Here is a 16,571-nt window from a genome sequence, read left to right as displayed (position 1 = left end):
GTCGACCGGGTTGTCTGCGATATCGTGGTACGCCCGGGCCGGGGACTTGCAACCGGCAAACGACAAGAATATGCTTCGAGCACTTGCAAACTACAAGTGGTTGAAACGATGGCACTCATTCTCTACGGTCATCCTTTCTCGTCCTACACACAAAAAGTGCTGGTCGCCTTGTATGAAAACGGCACGGCTTACGAATTTCGCTGCATTGGCCCGGAAACGCCGCAACATACGACGGAGTGGCTGCGGCGTTGGCCGCTGCACAAATTTCCCTTGCTGGTGGATGGGGACCGCAATGTCAGCGAGAGCAGTATCATCATCGAGTATCTGCAACTCAGATACCCGGGGCCAGTGCCGTTGTTGCCGGCCGATGTGCGCCTTAAACACAAGACGCGGTGTCGTCAGACAGGGAGTAAACATGAAGAGTGACAAGAGCGGTCCGCAGGAAACCACCGGCGCAGACTCTCCTTCGCAACTGATTGATGCCAAAATCAAATCACTCGATGACTGGCGCGGCGCGACGCTCGCGCAGATCCGGGCGCTCATCAGGAAAGCCGATCCGGCGGTAACCGAGGAAGTGAAATGGCGCGGGGTTCCGGTCTGGTCGCACGCCGGTATCATCTGCACCGGCGAAACTTACCAGAAGGTAGTGAAGATGACCTTCGCCAAGGGTGCCGCACTGGACGATCCGTCAGGACTGTTCAATGCCAGCCTCGAAGGCAATACCCGGCGTGCCATCGATATTCACGAGGGCGACAAGATTGATGAAAAGGCGTTGCAGGCATTGATTCGCGCCGCCGTGACGCTCAACACCGGGGCAACCTGACATTCGCCCGACCCGCTCACCGGATGCAATCACGGTTGCATCCGGTGACGTCTCAGCCCGGCCAGGTTGGCGCGCGCTGCGGACAACTCAGAACGTATATTTTGCAGTCAGCAAGAAGTTGCGTGGCGCACCGAAGTGATTGTTGTCCTGCGTACTGCCGATGGTCTGGTAATAGTATTTGTCGAACACGTTGTACAAATTCAAGCGGATATCCAGATTCTTGTTGACCTGATAGGACGCCATGAGATCGAGCAAGGTATAACCGCCTTGCCGGATGTTGTATTCCGGTTTGGTAGTTTCGCTGCGCGTTCGCAGTGCACCGCCGATTTTCCATTGCTGCAGAGCACCGGGCAATTGATAGCTGGTGGAGACTTTCAGCAAATGACGTGGCGTCTGTGTGTCGAATCTGCTGCCTGCCTTGCCGGCATCCGCATCGCTCAGATACGTCGCCGAATAATAGGTATACCCAGCCATGACTTGCCAGCCCGGCGTAATGGCGCCTGCCATCTCGAATTCCACACCCCGGCTCTGCACCTCTCCTGATGCACTGTAGCAAGAGGCCGCAACATTTTGGCACAGCGATGAATCGAGGGAGAGCGGAAGATTGTTTTGCCGGATCTGGAACACCGCTGCGCTGGCATTGAGCCTGCCGCCAAAATATTCGGCCTTCACACCGGCCTCAAGATTGCTGCCGGTCACTGGCGCCAGCACGCTGCCATTGATGGCCTGGTTGCTCTGCGGCTGGAACACGCTGGTCCAGCTGGTGTACAAGGTGTGATTGTCATCAAGGTTATAGAGTACGCCGGCGTAGGGGGTGAACTTGTTATCCACCTTGTACCGGGTGTCATCTTGCCAACTGCCAGAACTCAGGTGCATGTTGTACTCATAGGAATCGATACGCGCACCCAGCATCAGCGTCAGCGGATCGGCCAGATTCAGTCTGACGGTGCCATAGATCGCGGATTGTTTTTCGGTGCCGCGGCGCGACCACAGATAATCGATAGCTGGTTGGGGAATGGTGCTCGAATTCCAGGTATTGGGATCGACATATTCGTCGTAGTTGGACGGCCAGCCGCCGGGGCCGTCATTGTCCTTCGCTTCGCGGTAGCTGCCGCCGACCACCAGTTCATGTTTTCTGCCGAGCAAGGAAAACGGGCCGCTGAGATAACCGTCGATACTGTATTGCGTCTTCTGGTAGGCATATTTCCCCGCCCCCTGACCAAAGTCTTCGCCGGTCGGTTTCAGATACAGATAGGTGCCCAACATATCCATTTTTGTTTGCAGGCCGCGCACGGTGAAGACGCCTTTCCAGCCATTTTCAAAACGGTGTTCCAGCTCGGTAAACACGCTGCTGTTTTCCTTGTTCCAATATGCCCAGTCCGGCGACATGCGGGTCGAACGGTCGAAAGGATAGAAGCTGCCATCGCGTCGGGTCGGCAAGCCGTTCCAGTTCGCGCCCGGATTATCTTCCTTGTTGTAGTAGCCGCCGACGCTCAACAGTGTGTCGCGTCCCAGATCCATCTCCACGGTGCCATAAATCAATTGCCGGTGATGGCTGTAGGCTTTCTGAAACGTATCGCTGTCCTGCGCTGCGACCACCAGCCGGCCGCGCAATGTGCCGGCGGCATTCAAAGGACCGGCGGCATCGAGTTCGCTGCGATAATTGTTCCAGCTGCCGCCACTGCCGGTCAGCGAGACCTGTACGTCCCTGGTCGGGCGTTTGCGAATCATGTTGATGGCGCCTGACGGGTTACCGGTGCCGGTCACGATGCCGGCGGCACCACGAATGATTTCGATGCGGTCATACATGGCAATTGTCGCCAGACCTTGGGTATCGTAGTCGAAAGTCAGCGGTACACCGTCAGCGAGGAAAGTCCGGATCTCGAAGCCGCGGGAAAAAAATTGCGTGCGCTCGGCACCACCGATCTGGCGGGTAGTCAGTCCGGTAGCATCTTGCGCCACTTCTTCCAGCGATTGAAACCCGCGGTCATCCAGTTGCTGGCGGGTGACGACGCTGATCGATTGCGGCGTTTCACGTTGCGATAAATTGAATTTGGTGGCAGTGCCCATGGATTGCGCCGTATACGAACCGCTGCCTTCGGTAGCCCGCTCGTTTGCCGCATTGACGGTGACGACCGGGAGCGCCTGGGATTGCGGAGTGGAAAGCGCAGCGCTTGCCGGTCTCAGGGTATAGCTGCCATTGGTCTGACGCACAGCTTCCAGGCCGCTGCCGGTCAACAGACGCGCCAGTCCGGCGTCGACCGTATAAGTCCCCTGCAATTCCCGGCTGTATTGGGCGCGCGTCTGATCTGGATTGAACGAGAGGGTGATATCTGCAGCCATGGCAAAGGCCTTGAGTGCGGCACTCAAGGGCCCGGCCGAAATCGCATAGGTTTTCTCTGCAACCGGCGTGTTTTGCGCTTGTGCCTGCTGTATGCAGGTCAGCGCGGGGCCTGCCAGCGCCAGACTGGTAAGGGCTACGCGCATGGAATGCACCAGTGGTCGCAATTTTCTGGTGGTGACGGAATCGCGAAGGACACTGGTTGAGATCTGATACGGCTGCATGACAAATTCCTCTTAACGGCACGTTGAACAAGATGGGGCAGCGACTTGGATACGCTGCTTCATCGTGGAGGCCGTATGAGACGAAAAAAGAGCAACCCCTGATGTAAGAAAATATTTTCAGTATGTAGCCGGGGACCTCATTGGGCCTCGATCCGCACCCAATAGGGTGTGGTGTAGCGCAAGCGCACGGGCATCGAGGCTGCCAGATTGGCAAGTACGGCATCAGTGTCGTCGAGACGGAACACGCCGGAAATACGCAGGTCAGCGACCGCTGCATCACAGGACAGATAGCCGGGCCGGTAGCGCGTCAAATCGCGGATGAAATCGCCGAGCCGGATCTCGGTCACCACCAGCTTGCCGTCAACCCATGCTGCCAGCGAGGAATCAACCGGCTGCAGAGCATCGATCAGTTCGCCGGAAAACACGGCTTGCTGTCCTGCTGGTAAATGCAGTGGAAGAACTTCCGGGTTTGCCGGCTGAATTGCCACGGCCCCCTCGAATACCGCGACCAGGGTTTGTTTGCCCATGGCGCGCACCATGAAACGGGTACCCAACGCGCGGATGCTGCCTTGATTGGTGTGCACTTCGAACGGACGTGCGGCCGGGTCGTGCGCGGTGCGCACCATGATTTCCCCGGCATGCAAGCGCAGCAGCCGCAGCCGCGGACCGTAATCGATATCGAGTGCCGATGCGGTATTGATATTCAGCGTGCCGCCGTCGGCCAGTGCGACATGACGCCGTTCGCCGGTGCGTGTGCGGTAGCCTGCCATCCAGTCGCGCCATGGAGCGACTTCATAAGACACCACGCCAGCGCCGCCGGTCGCCAGCAACACCATCAATGCGCCGACCACGCGACGTCTGCGCTGGCGTGCACCGCCCAAGGTCGGTAAAGCCACTGCGGCTGGGATCTGGTCAAGGCTTTGCTTCAATGCCTGCATCTGCGCCCATGCCTGCCGGTGCCGGATATCGGCTTGCAGCCAAGCCTCCCACGCGCGGCGCTCCTTGGCACTGACCATGTCGTCATTGAGCTGCACGTACCAGTGCACTGCGGCCTGCAAGATTTCCAGCGGCAAATCTGGCGTCTGCTCTGACGATAGCAACGACATTCGCATTATTCCGCTGTCAGTTGGAGGCAGCGTGTCAGGACCCGAACCAGATGTTTTTTGACGGTCGTCACCGAGATGCCGAGACGTTCACTGATCTGCGCGTAGGTCAGTGATTCAAATTGCGCCAGCAGGAAAATCTCCCGCGCACGCACGCCTTGCTCATCCAGCATGCGGTCCACGGCGATGAGTGTTTCCAGAATAATGGCGCGGGTTTCCGGGCTGACTGCATACGACTCGGGGCGCAATGCCAGCGTTTCGAGGTAAGCCTGCTCAACCGCCTGGCGCCGGAATTTGTCCGCCACCAGTCCGCGGGCAATCGTTGCCAGATACTCACGGGGACGCAGGATTGTTACGGCATTGCGTGCTGACAGGATGCGCAAGAAGGTGTCGTGGGCCAGATCGCCGGCATCGGCAGCGCTGCCAAGTCTGCCGCGCAACCATCCCTGCAACCATCCATGATGTTCACAATAGAGTTCGTCCACGCGCTGGAGATGCAGGTCTGCCATAGGGAAATGTGGAAAAGGCAGTGAACGCCGGCCCCGGATTTGATTGTTTTTAAATGAGAATGATTATCACTATAAACGATTTCATTTTGCCGTGCAATGCAGCGCGCGCCTTTGTGGGCGCAGTGTCAGCCATCAGCCGTCGTGGCGAAGAGAATGATAAATACAGCTCTGCACTTGCGATCATTCCATTTTTACCGGGAAATATCGCGTATGCCTTCGTCATGCGCAGTGCACCCGGATCTTCGCGCGGCCCGAAAAAAAAGCGCATCAGACGATGAGCTTTTCAACGGCTTGCGGTTGGAGATCCGGTCCTGCTGTGAGGGCCGGAGCGGGCAGCGCAGACTCAGCCCGGTTGCGGCAACGTCACCGCCACGCCGGCCTGATCGCTGACCGCTTGCGACAAGGTGCTCAGCAATTCCGAGCCGTCGCGGGTGCTGACCCAGCGTGCGCCGTCGTATTTATAGTGATAACCGCCCGATTTGGCCGCCACCCACAATTCCTGCATCGGCGCCTGGCTGTTGACGATGATTTTGGAGTTGCTGGCGATACACTCGATTTCCAGCACATTGCCGCTGCGACTGCACTCAACGTCGAGGTCGGTGTCGTCGCAGGCCTGCTCCAACGCGCGCTCAATGGCGTTCAGGCTTGAATCCGCGAGGACCAGGAATTCTGATTCTGTCATGCTACACTCCGAGACATTGATGTAAACACTGTGATTTTATCGTGAAGTCTACTTTTCATTCCGCTGGTCCCCTGGTTCGGTCGTTTTGCGGCCTGGGCCTTGTCGCTCTCGCGCTGCTGTTGGCCGGCTGTGGCCAAAAAGGTCCGCTGTATCTGGGCAAGCCGCCACCGGAGCGGACTGCGGCTGATGCCCCGGCATCCACGCCAGCCCCGGCGTCGACCCCGCTCAAGGCCGATGATCCGGCAATTTCGCTTCCTGCCTCCAAATAATATTATTTTCGATGTCTCATTTTTCCTACCGCAACGGCAGCCTGCATGCCGAGAGCGTTTCGCTCGACTCTCTGGCCCGGCAATACGGCACGCCTTTGTATGTCTATTCCAAGGCCGCACTGGTTGAAAATTTCTCGGCCTATGCCAATGCCTGCAAACAGAGTGGCCGCGATGACAGCACCGCGCTGGTCTGCTACTCGGTCAAATCGAATTCCAATCTGGCGGTATTGAATCTGCTCGGCAAGCTCGGTTCCGGCTTCGATATCGTGTCCGGCGGCGAATTGCTGCGCGTGATTGCGGCCGGCGGCGATCCGCGCCGGGTGATCTTCTCCGGCGTCGGCAAAGGTCGCGACGAAATGCGGCTGGCGCTGGAGCATGACATTCTTTGCTTCAATGTCGAATCGATTCCCGAATTGCATCGTCTCAATGAAGTCGCTGGCGAAGTCGGCAAGCGGGCGCGCGTGTCGTTGCGGGTCAATCCCAACGTTGATGCCAAGACCCATCCGTATATTTCTACCGGTCTCAAGGAAAACAAATTCGGCGTGGCTTACGAAGATGCGCTGGATTGCTATCGCACCGCCGCGTCCTTGCCGCACATCGAAGTGGTGGGCATCGATTGCCATATCGGTTCGCAATTGCTGGACGACGCCCCATTGCTGGAAGCGCTGGACAAGGTGATCGAACTGATCGACCAACTGGCGGCGGAAAACATTCATTTGCATCATCTCGATATCGGCGGCGGCATCGGGATTACCTATGACGATGAAAAGCCGGTGCCGGTGGGCGACTATCTGGGCCGTCTGTTCGCCCGGGTTGATGCCTGGCGCAAGGAAAAATACGCGGGCAAGGCGATCAAGGTAATGTTCGAACCGGGCCGCTCGATTGTCGGCAATGCCGGCGTGCTGATTACCGAAGTGCAATATCTGAAGCATGGCGAAACCAAGAACTTCGCCGTAGTGGATGCGGCCATGAACGATTTGATGCGTCCGGCGCTGTATGAAGCCTGGCATGGCGTCAAGACAGTGCGCGAACAGAGCGGCACCGCGCAAGTGTATGACGTGGTCGGTCCGGTATGCGAATCGGGCGACTGGCTGGCGCGTTCGCGTTCACTGGCCATCGAACCGGGCGCTTTGCTGGCGCTGATGTCGGCCGGTGCCTATGGCATGACCATGGCCTCCAACTACAACACCCGCGGTCGCGCTGCCGAAGTGCTGGTCGACGGTGATCGGGTGCATCTGATTCGTCGTCGCGAAACGCCGGCTGAATTGTTTGCACTGGAGAGCATCGTCTCCTGACGCGACATCGTTGAGTCACAGCCGCACGCCCAAGGCCATTTCCCTGCAACGGAAATGGCCTTTTTGCTGGCGCGGGCGAATGTTGCATGAAACCAGTCTCAAATGCGCGCGCCGCTACCTGTCGCCACGGTTCCCGGCGTGAAACTTGCATGTGATTACGGATCACCGGCAAATCTGGAACCGGCCGCGAATGGCGACACTTTCTGCCGCTATAATTGCGCATTTTCCAAATCCGTCCGATTTCCTTTTTCGCCTCTGTACGCAAGGAACATGCATGAATGCCCTGATCTGGTTCGTCATTCTCTACTGGGTAGTTTCTGTCGCTATCGGTTTGTATGCCACCAAATACGTCAAGAATTCCCGTGACTACGCAGTTGCCGGCCGTTCGTTGCCCATGGCGGTGGTGACGGCCACGGTATTTGCGACCTGGTTCGGTTCCGAAGCAGTGCTTGGCGTTTCGTCAACTTTCCTCAAGGAAGGGTTGGGCGGTATCGTCGCCGATCCGTTTGGTTCTTCGCTGTGTCTGATTCTGGTCGGCGTGTTCTTTGCCAAGCCGCTGTACCGCATGAATCTGCTGACCATCGGCGACTATTACAAGAAACGCTTCGGCCGTGCGGTGGAAATGCTGGTCACGTTGTGTATCGTGATTTCTTATCTGGGCTGGGTGGCGGCGCAAATGAAAGCGCTCGGGCTGGTGTTCAACGTGGTTTCCGGCGGCTACATCTCGATGCAGGCCGGCATGATCATCGGTGCCGCCAGCGTGCTGGTCTATACGCTGATGGGCGGCATGTGGGCGGTGGCGATCACCGACTTCCTGCAAATGATCATCGTGGTGGTCGGCATGCTCTACATCGGCTGGGAAGTGTCGGACATGGTGGGCGGCGCCGGCGTGGTGATTTCACATGCCTCGCAATCCGGCAAGTTTGCCTTCTGGCCGTCACCGACGGCCAAGGAAATGCTATGGTTCTTTGCCGCCTGGATCACCATGATGCTCGGTTCGATTCCGCAGCAAGACGTGTTTCAGCGCGTGATGTCCTCCAAGAGTGAAAAGGTGGCGGTACGCGCGTCCATCCTCGGCGGCTGCATCTACTTTTGCTTTGTCTTCATTCCGATTTTCCTGGCGTATTCCGCGACGCTGATCGATCCCAAGATGGTGGCTGACCTGATCGACAAAGATCCGCAACTGATCTTGCCGACGCTGATCATGGACAAGATGCCGGTGTTTGCCCAAGTGATGTTCTTCGGGGCCTTGCTGTCGGCCATCAAGAGTTGCGCCAGCGCGACCTTGCTGGCGCCGTCGGTGACCTTTACCGAAAACATCCTGAAAGAAATCCGGCCCTGGAAAACCGACAAGGAATTCCTGTTCTCGATGCGCATCGTGGTGTTCATCTTTACCTGCATCGTGACGGCATTGGCGCTGCATACTGAATCCAGCATTTATCAAATGGTGGAAAACGCCTATAAGGTCACGCTGGTCGCGGCATTTGTACCGCTGGCGTTCGGCGTCTACTGGAAGCGCGCCACGCGGCAGGGTGCGCTGGCGGCAATCATCCTCGGCCTGAGCTCGTGGATCGGATTTGAATTGCTGGCACCGGAAGGATTGTGGCCGCCGCAACTGGTCGGTGTGATCATGAGTCTGGGCGGGATGGTGGTGGGCTCATTGCTGCCACAATTTGTGGCCCCGATCGTGCAACATCCGACCGCGGTCGATGGCGTCATGGACGGTGCCGGCAACGCCTGATGGTCAGGCCGCTCGCATTCGTCACTGCGACAAGAACGGCATGATGTACAGCAACAGCTTGCCGTTCTGAATTCTCCGGCAGCGGTGATCACCGCTGCCTCGCATTTCCCCGCGTACTTTTCTCTTTCTGTCTTTGCCTCATTGCCATTGCTTGCCCGCCGACGGCAAGCATCGGCAATGGGGTCTGTTGTCGTTTCGGCAATTGGAACTAAACAGTCTCAAATCAACCAGACATGCTTATGTACTCGAAAAATGTCGATTCATGTCTCTGATTAATATCGATTGTGATTGCGGCAGCGATGCCTTGTTTCTGGATTTCGATGGCACCCTGGTCGATCTTGCGCCGCGCCCTGAAAGCGTGCTGGTACCGCCGCAACTGATCGTCATCCTCGAATTGCTCTACACCGCCACCGGCGGTGCGCTGGCGATTGTCAGCGGCCGGCCGCTGCAGCAACTGGATCAGTTTTTGGCGCCGTTGCGTTTGCCGGCGGCCGGCGTGCATGGGGTCGAACGGCGCCGTGCCGATGGCACGCTGATACAACTGCCGGTGCCTGACAGCAAGCGCTTGCTGCCGTACATCGAACCGTTTGCCAAACAACATCCGGGACTGCTGCTGGAACTCAAACATGGTGCGCTGGCATTGCATTACCGCAATGCGCCGCAGCTCGAAGCCGCCTGCGTCCAGATCATGGCGGAAGCGCTGGAGCAGGAATCAGGCTTTGCGCTACTGCATGGAAAAATGGTGATCGAGGCCAAGGCCGCCGTCACCAATAAAGGCGAAGCGATTGCCGCCTTCATGCGGGAAGCACCGTTCGCCGGCCGGCGTCCGGTATTTGCCGGCGATGATCTGACCGACGAGGCCGGATTCGCGCAGGTGCAACTGGCGGAACTGGATGGCATCGGCATCAAGATTGGCGCCGGCGATACGCGTGCCAATGCAAGGCTTGCAGATCCGTCCGCATTGCGCGAATTCCTGTTTCAGGCACTCCCCACCAAATCCACAAGCATTTCCTGAGCAGGCAGACAGGAACCACAGACCGGCCGCGCGCCACAACAAAAAAACTTCAGCGAGGGAAACAATGACGCAACCACGCATCGATACCCACAGCATCGGCACTGACCACGACAGCGTCGTGCCATCGACCTCAACACTTGATCTGGGCGTGATCGGCAATTGTGCCTTCAGTGCCCTGATCGATAAACGTGGCCGCATGGTCTGGTGTTGTCTGCCGCGCTTTGACGGCGATCCGGTGTTCAATGCGCTGCTCGATCCGAGTGAAAGCGGCAGCATCTGGAGTTTTGAACTCGACAATTTTTCGCACAGCGAGCAGTGGTACGAACCGAATACGGCGGTATTGCATACGCGCTTGCACGACACGCTGGGGCAGAGCATCGAGATCACCGATTTCGCGCCGCGCTTTCCCAGTCGCGGTCGTTTCTTCCGGCCATTGACGATCGTGCGGCGGGTACTTCCGCTGGCCGGTTCGCCGCGCATGCGGATCGTGTTGCAGCCGCGTTTCGACTGGGGCCGCGAAATGCCGGTGGTGACGCGCGGCAGCAATCATGTGCGCTATGTCGGCTCAGCGCAAACCTTGCGCCTTAACAGCGATGCGCCGATCAGCTATCTGCTGGATGAAATGCCGTTCGTGGTCAGCCGGCCATTCGATTTCATTCTGGGACCGGATGAAACGCTGAGCGGCGGCATCAGCGATACCGCCCGCGAATTCGAACAGGAAACCTTGAGCTACTGGCGCAACTGGACCCGGCGTCTGGCCACGCCGCTGGAATGGCAGCCGGCAGTGATTCGTGCCGCCATCACGCTCAAGCTGTCGGTTTATGAAGATACCGGCGCTATCATCGCTGCCATGACCACCAGCGTGCCGGAAGCGCCCGGCAGTTCGCGCAACTGGGACTATCGCTATTGCTGGTTGCGCGATGCCTTCTTCGTGGTGCGCGCACTCAACAGCTTGTCTGAACTCGGTACCATGGAAGACTATCTGCGCTGGCTCACCAATGTCGTGGTGCGTTCTGCCGGCGGTCATGTGCAACCGCTGTATGGCATCGGTCTCGAAGAGGCGCTGCCCGAACAAATACTGGATCACTTGCCGGGCTATCTGAATTACGGTCCGGTGCGGGTCGGCAATCAGGCTTACGAACATTTCCAGCATGACGTCTACGGCAATATCGTGCTCGGTGCGGCGCAAGCGTTTCACGATAACCGCTTGCTGCACCGTGCCGGCATCGAACACTTCCAGCATCTGGAAGCGGTCGGTGAACGCGCTTTCAGCGTCTACGATCAACCTGATGCCGGCATGTGGGAATTGCGCACCCGCTCGCGGATCCATACCTCCTCAGCCCTGATGAGCTGGGCTGCCTGCGATCGTCTGGCCAAGATTGCGGTGCGGCTGGCATTGCCGGAGCGCGCCACTTACTGGAGCGAACGCGCCACCCTGATCGGCGAGCGCATCCTGACCGAAGCCTGGAATGAAGAGCGCCAAACCTATGCCGAAAGTTTCGGCGGCCGCGACCTCGATGCCAGCGTCTTGCTGATGGTCGAAGTGGGTTTGATTGCACCCACCGATCCGCGCTTCATCGCCACCGTGGATGCACTCGAAAAACATTTGTGCGACGGTCCGTACATGCGGCGCTACGAAGCCCCGGATGATTTCGGCCGGCCCGAAACCGCGTTCAACATCTGTACCTTCTGGCGCATCGATGCACTGGCACGCATCGGTCGCAAGGAACAGGCGCGTGAAATTTTCCAGGCCATGCTGGATGCCCGCAATCATCTCGGTTTGTTGTCGGAAGATACGCATCCGGTGACCGGCAAGATGTGGGGCAATTTCCCGCAAACCTATTCGATGGTCGGCATCATCAATTGCGCCATGCGGCTGTCGGCCTCATGGGAGAGCGTTATCTGATCGTATTGCCGGCACTGTTTTGCATGTTGATATTGATCACAAAAATAACAAAGGAGTTTGCTTATGTCGCGCCTGGTTGTGGTATCGAACCGTCTGGCTGATCCGCGCAAGTCCGCCGCCGGCGGTCTTGCAGTAGCGTTGGGGGAAACCCTGAAACGAACCGGCGGTCTGTGGTTCGGCTGGAGTGGCAAGGTGGTCGAAAACGGCGCTGCCGGCGAAGGTGAATTGCATGTGCATCAGGCCGGCAGCGTGACGCTGGCGGAACTGGATTTGTGTCAGGAAGATCATGACGCCTACTATCGCGGCTATGCCAATGGCGTGTTGTGGCCGATATTCCACTATCGGCTGGATCTGGCGCATTTCGAATCGGGACATCTGAGCGGATACCGGCGCGTCAATCAATTGTTTGCGCGCAAGCTGAAAGCATTGCTCAAGCCCGATGACCTGATCTGGATTCACGACTATCACCTGATTCCGCTGGCCGCGGAATTGCGCGCCATCGGTTGCGAAAACCGTATCGGTTTCTTTCTGCATATCCCGTTGCCGCCGCAACAGATTCTGGCTGCGATCCCGTCGCATGAATGGTTGATGCGTGCCTTGTTTGCCTATGACCTGGTCGGTTTCCAGACCGAAGCCGACCTGTTGCATTTCGCCCATTACGTCAAAGCCGAAGCCACCGCGGAAACCGTCGGCGCCAATCAGTTCCGGGCCTTCAACAGTACCGTGCAGGCCGAAGCATTTCCGATTGGTATCGATGTCGATGATTTCCAGCGTCTGGGGCGGGCGCGCGAAGCGCTTGAAACCTTCGAAAGCACGCGCAAGGAATATTCGCGACGGCGCTTGCTGATCGGGGTCGACCGCCTCGATTACTCGAAGGGACTGCCGCAGCGGATCAAGGCCTTCCGCGAATTGTTGCAGCGCTATCCCGAAAATCGACACAGCGCGACCTTGTTGCAGGTAGCTTCGCCGAGCCGCGAAGATGTCGATGCCTATGCCGACATTCAACATGAACTGGAAAGCCTGTGCGGCGCCATCAATGGCGACTATGGTGATTTCGACTGGATGCCGATCCGTTACATTCACCGCACGATTGCGCGCAAGCGCTTGCCGGGCTTGTACCGCGCCTGCGCCGTGGCGCTGGTGACGCCGTTGCGCGACGGCATGAATCTGGTGGCCAAGGAATTCGTCGCTGCGCAGGATGAAGAAGATCCCGGGGTACTGGTCTTGTCGCGCTTCGCCGGTGCTGCCGAGCAATTGCGGGAAGCCTTGCTGGTCAATCCCTACGACATCAGCGGCACCGCGCAGACGATCCAGCAGGCGTTGCAAATGTCGCTGGCCGAACGCCAGGAGCGCCATGTCGCCTTGCTGGCCAAGGTGAAGGAATTTGACGTGCACTGGTGGTGCAAGAGCTTTTTGCAGAAACTGGAGCATACGCGCTGACCTGTCTGCTTTTGCATAAAATACAACGCCGCACAATACAGAATGGTTTCCTGGGTGAAATGTTGGGAGCGGCGTCGTTCCTGCACCGGAGGCCCTGCGTGGCAGTCGGTTGCGGCGCGCTGCCGCGTCCGGCCGGGCATTCCACAGGAGCCACGCTCTGCGCCTGCGCGCAATCAAGGTAGTTCTGCTGCCTTGTGCTATCGTTACCGGCATCGTTCCCGGGTCGGGCTTGCAGCCGAATCGTAAACGCGCCTGAAAAACCTTTATAATTCAGGGTTTTGGACGATTTTTGCGGAGTGTTTCATGCCGATTTACGCGTATCGCTGCGAAGCGTGTGGTTTTGCCAAGGATGTGCTGCAAAAGATGTCTGACGACGCATTGACCGTTTGTCCATCTTGCAGCAAAGACACATTCAAGAAACAATTGACGGCCGCCGGCTTCCAGCTCAAGGGCACCGGCTGGTATGTGACCGATTTCCGTGGTGGTGCCAACGGCGCTGCCGCCGCGCCTGCGACCAGCGCGCCACCGGTTGCCAGTGACCCGGCACCTGCTGCCGGTACTGCCGCGCCGGCGCCGGCTGCTGCATCTGCCGCGACCCCTGCTGCACCGGCAACGCCCACTACGCCGAGCGGTTCCTGACCCCCGGTCCGGAGCTCGTCGTTCACCAGAAAAAGATCATGCGCAAATACTTCATCACCGGCTTATTGATTCTTGTCCCGTTGGCAATCACGGTATGGGTACTCAATCTGATCATCGGCACCATGGATCAGTCGCTGCTGCTGCTGCCTGAAAGCTGGCGGCCGGAAGCGCTGGTCGGCTTCCATATTCCGGGTCTGGGTACGATCCTGACGCTGCTGATCATTTTTCTGACCGGACTGGCGACACGCAACTTCATCGGCCGTCAGGTAGTGTCGCTGTGGGAAGGTTTGCTGACCCGGATTCCGGTCGTCAAATCCATCTACTCCAGCGTCAAGCAAGTATCCGACACGCTGTTTTCCTCCTCCGGCAATGCGTTTCGCAAGGCGGTGCTGGTGCAGTATCCGCGTCAGGGTTCGTGGACCATCGCTTTCCTGACCGGCGTGCCCGGCGGCGAAGTCCGGAATCATCTGCAAGGCGATTACATCAGCCTGTATGTACCGACGACGCCGAATCCGACCTCGGGATTTTTCCTGATGGTGCCGCGTGCCGATACCATCGAGCTCGATATGAGCGTTGACGAGGCACTCAAATATATTGTCTCGATGGGTGTGGTAGCGCCTGAAATGGCAGCCGACAAGAAAATCATCACCCCGGCGGCCACGCATAATTGACGGGGCGTTCAGTGCCATGGTGCGCTGTTCTGCCCCGCCTTCATCCCGCCAATACCAAACAACTGAATCACACAAAACTGTAACCGGAACCTGAATATGTCCATGCGAACTCATTACTGCGGCCTCACCACTGAGGCGCTTCTCGGTCAAACCGTCAGCCTGTGCGGCTGGGTGCATCGTCGTCGCGACCACGGCGGCGTGATCTTTATCGACTTGCGCGACCGTGAAGGTCTGGTGCAAGTGGTCTGCGATCCGGATCGTGCCGATGTTTTCAAGAACGCCGAAGCCGTGCGCAACGAATTCTGTCTGCGCATCACCGGTATCGTGCGTCTGCGTCCTGAAGGTACCAGCAACGCCAACCTCGGCTCCGGCAAGATTGAAGTGCTGGCGCATCAGCTGGAAGTGTTGAACCCGTCGGTGACGCCACCGTTCCAGCTGGATGACGACAACCTGTCGGAAACCACACGCCTGACCCATCGCGTGCTGGACCTGCGTCGTCCGCAAATGCAAAACAACCTGCGCCTGCGTTACAAGGTGGCGATGGAAGTGCGCAAGTTCCTCGATGCCCAGGGCTTCATCGATATCGAAACACCGATGCTGACCAAGTCGACCCCGGAAGGCGCCCGCGATTATCTGGTGCCATCGCGCGTCAATGCCGGCGAGTTCTTCGCGTTGCCGCAATCGCCGCAATTGTTCAAGCAATTGCTGATGGTGGCCAACTTCGACCGTTACTATCAGATCACCAAGTGCTTCCGCGACGAAGACTTGCGCGCTGACCGTCAGCCTGAATTTACCCAGATCGATTGCGAAACCTCGTTCCTCAACGAACAGGAAATCCGCGATCTGTTCGAAGGCATGATTCGTCTGGTGTTCAAGAACGCGCTCGATATCGATCTGCCGAACCCGTTCCCGGTGATGGACTTCGCCACTGCCATGGGCATGTATGGTTCGGACAAGCCGGACATGCGCGTCAAGCTGGAATTCACCGAACTGACCGACGTCATGAAAGATGTCGACTTCAAGGTGTTCTCCGCCGCTGCCAACAGCGAAGGCGGCCGTGTGGTCGGTCTGCGCGTACCGGGCGGTGCCGGCATGCCGCGTTCGGAAATCGACGCCTACACCCAGTTCGTGGCGATCTATGGCGCCAAGGGTCTGGCGTACATCAAGGTCAATGAAAAAGACAAAGGCCGTGACGGCTTGCAATCGCCGATCGTCAAGAATCTGCATGACGCGGCACTGGCGCAAATCATCGAGAAGACCGGCGCCCAGGATGGCGATCTGATTTTCTTCGGCGCCGACAAGGCCAAGGTCGTCAACGACGCCATCGGCGCGCTGCGCGTGAAGATCGGTCACAGCGATTTCGGCAAGAAGGGCGGTCTGTTCGACGACGCCTGGCGTCCGCTGTGGGTGGTGGACTTCCCGATGTTCGAATACGACGAAGAAAACCAGCGTTGGGTGGCCTTGCATCATCCGTTCACCTCGCCGAAGGACGGTCACGAAGATTTCATTTCGACCAACCCCGGCCACGCCATCGCCAAAGCCTACGATCTGGTCCTCAATGGTTGGGAACTGGGCGGCGGTTCGATCCGTATCCACCGCGCCGACATTCAAAGCAAGGTATTCCGTGCGTTGAAGATCGGTGACGAAGAAGCGCAACTGAAATTCGGCTTCTTGCTGGACGCATTGCAATACGGTGCGCCTCCGCATGGCGGTATCGCGTTCGGTCTCGACCGTCTGGTGACCATGATGGCCGGTGCCGAATCGATCCGTGACGTCATCGCTTTCCCGAAAACCCAGCGTGCCCAGTGTCTGCTGACACAAGCACCATCGGTGGTCGACGAAAAGCAACTGCGCGAACTGCACATCCGCTTGCGCAATGCCGAACCGGCAGTCAAAGCCTGATTGTTGAAATA

Annotated in this window: 15 protein-coding genes and 1 pseudogene; 12 read left to right on the top strand and 4 right to left on the bottom strand. The window is 58.1% G+C overall.

The genetic code is table 11. The annotated features are described in order from the left end of the window. Positions 1–108: 108 nt before the first annotated feature. Positions 109–369 (top strand): annotated as a pseudogene (locus AKL27_RS04745) (glutathione S-transferase family protein); the annotation flags it as partial. 46 nt (positions 370–415) lie between these two features. Next, positions 416–823 (top strand): DUF1801 domain-containing protein, encoded by a 408-nt coding sequence (locus AKL27_RS04740; protein WP_050461631.1) that lies wholly within the window; start codon positions 416–418, stop codon positions 821–823. An 87-nt stretch (positions 824–910) separates the two neighbouring features. Here AKL27_RS04740 and AKL27_RS04735 read toward each other — a convergent pair whose 3' ends face one another. The 3 genes from AKL27_RS04735 to AKL27_RS04725 all read right to left on the bottom strand — a co-directional run bounded on the left by AKL27_RS04735 (position 911) and on the right by AKL27_RS04725 (position 5,000). Continuing rightward, positions 911–3,310 carry a TonB-dependent siderophore receptor gene (locus AKL27_RS04735; RefSeq protein WP_050461728.1) on the bottom strand — a complete coding sequence of 800 codons (2,400 nt, stop codon included), beginning with the start codon at positions 3,308–3,310 and terminating at the stop codon, positions 911–913. Positions 3,311–3,525: 215 nt separating this feature from the next. Beyond that, positions 3,526–4,494: a FecR domain-containing protein gene (locus AKL27_RS04730; protein ID WP_050461630.1), complete on the bottom strand. Its 969-nt coding sequence runs from the start codon at positions 4,492–4,494 to the stop codon at positions 3,526–3,528. Between the two features lie 5 nt (positions 4,495–4,499). Further along, a complete protein-coding gene (locus tag AKL27_RS04725; protein ID WP_050461629.1) occupies positions 4,500–5,000 on the bottom strand; it encodes a sigma-70 family RNA polymerase sigma factor in 501 nt (166 codons plus the stop codon). Between the two features lie 53 nt (positions 5,001–5,053). Here AKL27_RS04725 and AKL27_RS27560 point away from each other — a divergent pair, with 53 nt between their 5' ends. After that, positions 5,054–5,278, top strand: a complete 225-nt coding sequence (locus AKL27_RS27560) for a hypothetical protein (protein WP_157056799.1) — start codon at positions 5,054–5,056, stop codon at positions 5,276–5,278. Between the two features lie 65 nt (positions 5,279–5,343). On the opposite strand, the gene cyaY is transcribed toward AKL27_RS27560, so the two are convergent. After that, positions 5,344–5,682: an iron donor protein CyaY gene (cyaY, locus tag AKL27_RS04715; RefSeq protein ID WP_050461627.1), complete on the bottom strand. Its 339-nt coding sequence runs from the start codon at positions 5,680–5,682 to the stop codon at positions 5,344–5,346. A 41-nt stretch (positions 5,683–5,723) separates the two neighbouring features. Between cyaY and lptM the strand changes: the two genes are divergently transcribed. From lptM to aspS, 9 genes are all read left to right on the top strand, one after another. Next, positions 5,724–5,951, top strand: coding sequence for an LPS translocon maturation chaperone LptM (gene lptM, locus AKL27_RS28780; protein ID WP_198155888.1), 228 nt, complete (start codon positions 5,724–5,726; stop codon positions 5,949–5,951). Positions 5,952–5,962: 11 nt separating this feature from the next. Beyond that, a complete protein-coding gene (lysA, locus tag AKL27_RS04710) occupies positions 5,963–7,246 on the top strand; it encodes a diaminopimelate decarboxylase (protein WP_050461626.1) in 1,284 nt (427 codons plus the stop codon). Between the two features lie 274 nt (positions 7,247–7,520). Then, a complete protein-coding gene (locus tag AKL27_RS04705; RefSeq protein ID WP_050461625.1) occupies positions 7,521–8,987 on the top strand; it encodes a sodium:solute symporter family protein in 1,467 nt (488 codons plus the stop codon). A 262-nt stretch (positions 8,988–9,249) separates the two neighbouring features. Continuing rightward, positions 9,250–10,002, top strand: coding sequence for a trehalose-phosphatase (otsB, locus tag AKL27_RS04700; protein ID WP_050461624.1), 753 nt, complete (start codon positions 9,250–9,252; stop codon positions 10,000–10,002). A gap of 64 nt (positions 10,003–10,066) precedes the next feature. After that, positions 10,067–11,908 carry a glycoside hydrolase family 15 protein gene (locus AKL27_RS04695; RefSeq protein WP_050461623.1) on the top strand — a complete coding sequence of 614 codons (1,842 nt, stop codon included), beginning with the start codon at positions 10,067–10,069 and terminating at the stop codon, positions 11,906–11,908. A gap of 63 nt (positions 11,909–11,971) precedes the next feature. Continuing rightward, positions 11,972–13,348: an alpha,alpha-trehalose-phosphate synthase (UDP-forming) gene (otsA, locus tag AKL27_RS04690; RefSeq protein ID WP_050461622.1), complete on the top strand. Its 1,377-nt coding sequence runs from the start codon at positions 11,972–11,974 to the stop codon at positions 13,346–13,348. A gap of 303 nt (positions 13,349–13,651) precedes the next feature. Beyond that, a complete protein-coding gene (locus AKL27_RS04685) occupies positions 13,652–13,987 on the top strand; it encodes an FmdB family zinc ribbon protein (protein WP_050461621.1) in 336 nt (111 codons plus the stop codon). 38 nt (positions 13,988–14,025) lie between these two features. Next, positions 14,026–14,658, top strand: coding sequence for a DUF502 domain-containing protein (locus tag AKL27_RS04680; protein WP_050461620.1), 633 nt, complete (start codon positions 14,026–14,028; stop codon positions 14,656–14,658). 96 nt (positions 14,659–14,754) lie between these two features. After that, positions 14,755–16,560 carry an aspartate--tRNA ligase gene (gene aspS, locus AKL27_RS04675; RefSeq protein WP_050461619.1) on the top strand — a complete coding sequence of 602 codons (1,806 nt, stop codon included), beginning with the start codon at positions 14,755–14,757 and terminating at the stop codon, positions 16,558–16,560. Positions 16,561–16,571 lie beyond the last annotated feature (11 nt).

The sequence above is a fragment of the Herbaspirillum autotrophicum genome, assembly GCF_001189915.1.
Classification (GTDB): Bacteria; Pseudomonadota; Gammaproteobacteria; order Burkholderiales; family Burkholderiaceae_D; genus Herbaspirillum; species Herbaspirillum autotrophicum.
The sequence above is the reverse complement of the archived record's forward strand: the minus strand, read 5'-3'. Positions and strand labels throughout refer to the sequence as shown.

Coding starts and splice junctions, on each gene's coding strand:
- AKL27_RS04740 (WP_050461631.1), top strand. CDS start 416: ATGAAGAGTGACAAGAGCGGTCCGCAGGAAACCACCGGCGCAGACTCT.
- AKL27_RS04735 (WP_050461728.1), bottom strand. CDS start 3,310: ATGCGCGTAGCCCTTACCAGTCTGGCGCTGGCAGGCCCCGCGCTGACC.
- AKL27_RS04730 (WP_050461630.1), bottom strand. CDS start 4,494: ATGTCGTTGCTATCGTCAGAGCAGACGCCAGATTTGCCGCTGGAAATC.
- AKL27_RS04725 (WP_050461629.1), bottom strand. CDS start 5,000: ATGGCAGACCTGCATCTCCAGCGCGTGGACGAACTCTATTGTGAACAT.
- AKL27_RS27560 (WP_157056799.1), top strand. CDS start 5,054: ATGAGAATGATTATCACTATAAACGATTTCATTTTGCCGTGCAATGCA.
- cyaY (WP_050461627.1), bottom strand. CDS start 5,682: ATGACAGAATCAGAATTCCTGGTCCTCGCGGATTCAAGCCTGAACGCC.
- lysA (WP_050461626.1), top strand. CDS start 5,963: ATGTCTCATTTTTCCTACCGCAACGGCAGCCTGCATGCCGAGAGCGTT.
- AKL27_RS04705 (WP_050461625.1), top strand. CDS start 7,521: ATGAATGCCCTGATCTGGTTCGTCATTCTCTACTGGGTAGTTTCTGTC.
- otsB (WP_050461624.1), top strand. CDS start 9,250: ATGTCTCTGATTAATATCGATTGTGATTGCGGCAGCGATGCCTTGTTT.
- AKL27_RS04695 (WP_050461623.1), top strand. CDS start 10,067: ATGACGCAACCACGCATCGATACCCACAGCATCGGCACTGACCACGAC.
- otsA (WP_050461622.1), top strand. CDS start 11,972: ATGTCGCGCCTGGTTGTGGTATCGAACCGTCTGGCTGATCCGCGCAAG.
- AKL27_RS04685 (WP_050461621.1), top strand. CDS start 13,652: ATGCCGATTTACGCGTATCGCTGCGAAGCGTGTGGTTTTGCCAAGGAT.
- AKL27_RS04680 (WP_050461620.1), top strand. CDS start 14,026: ATGCGCAAATACTTCATCACCGGCTTATTGATTCTTGTCCCGTTGGCA.
- aspS (WP_050461619.1), top strand. CDS start 14,755: ATGTCCATGCGAACTCATTACTGCGGCCTCACCACTGAGGCGCTTCTC.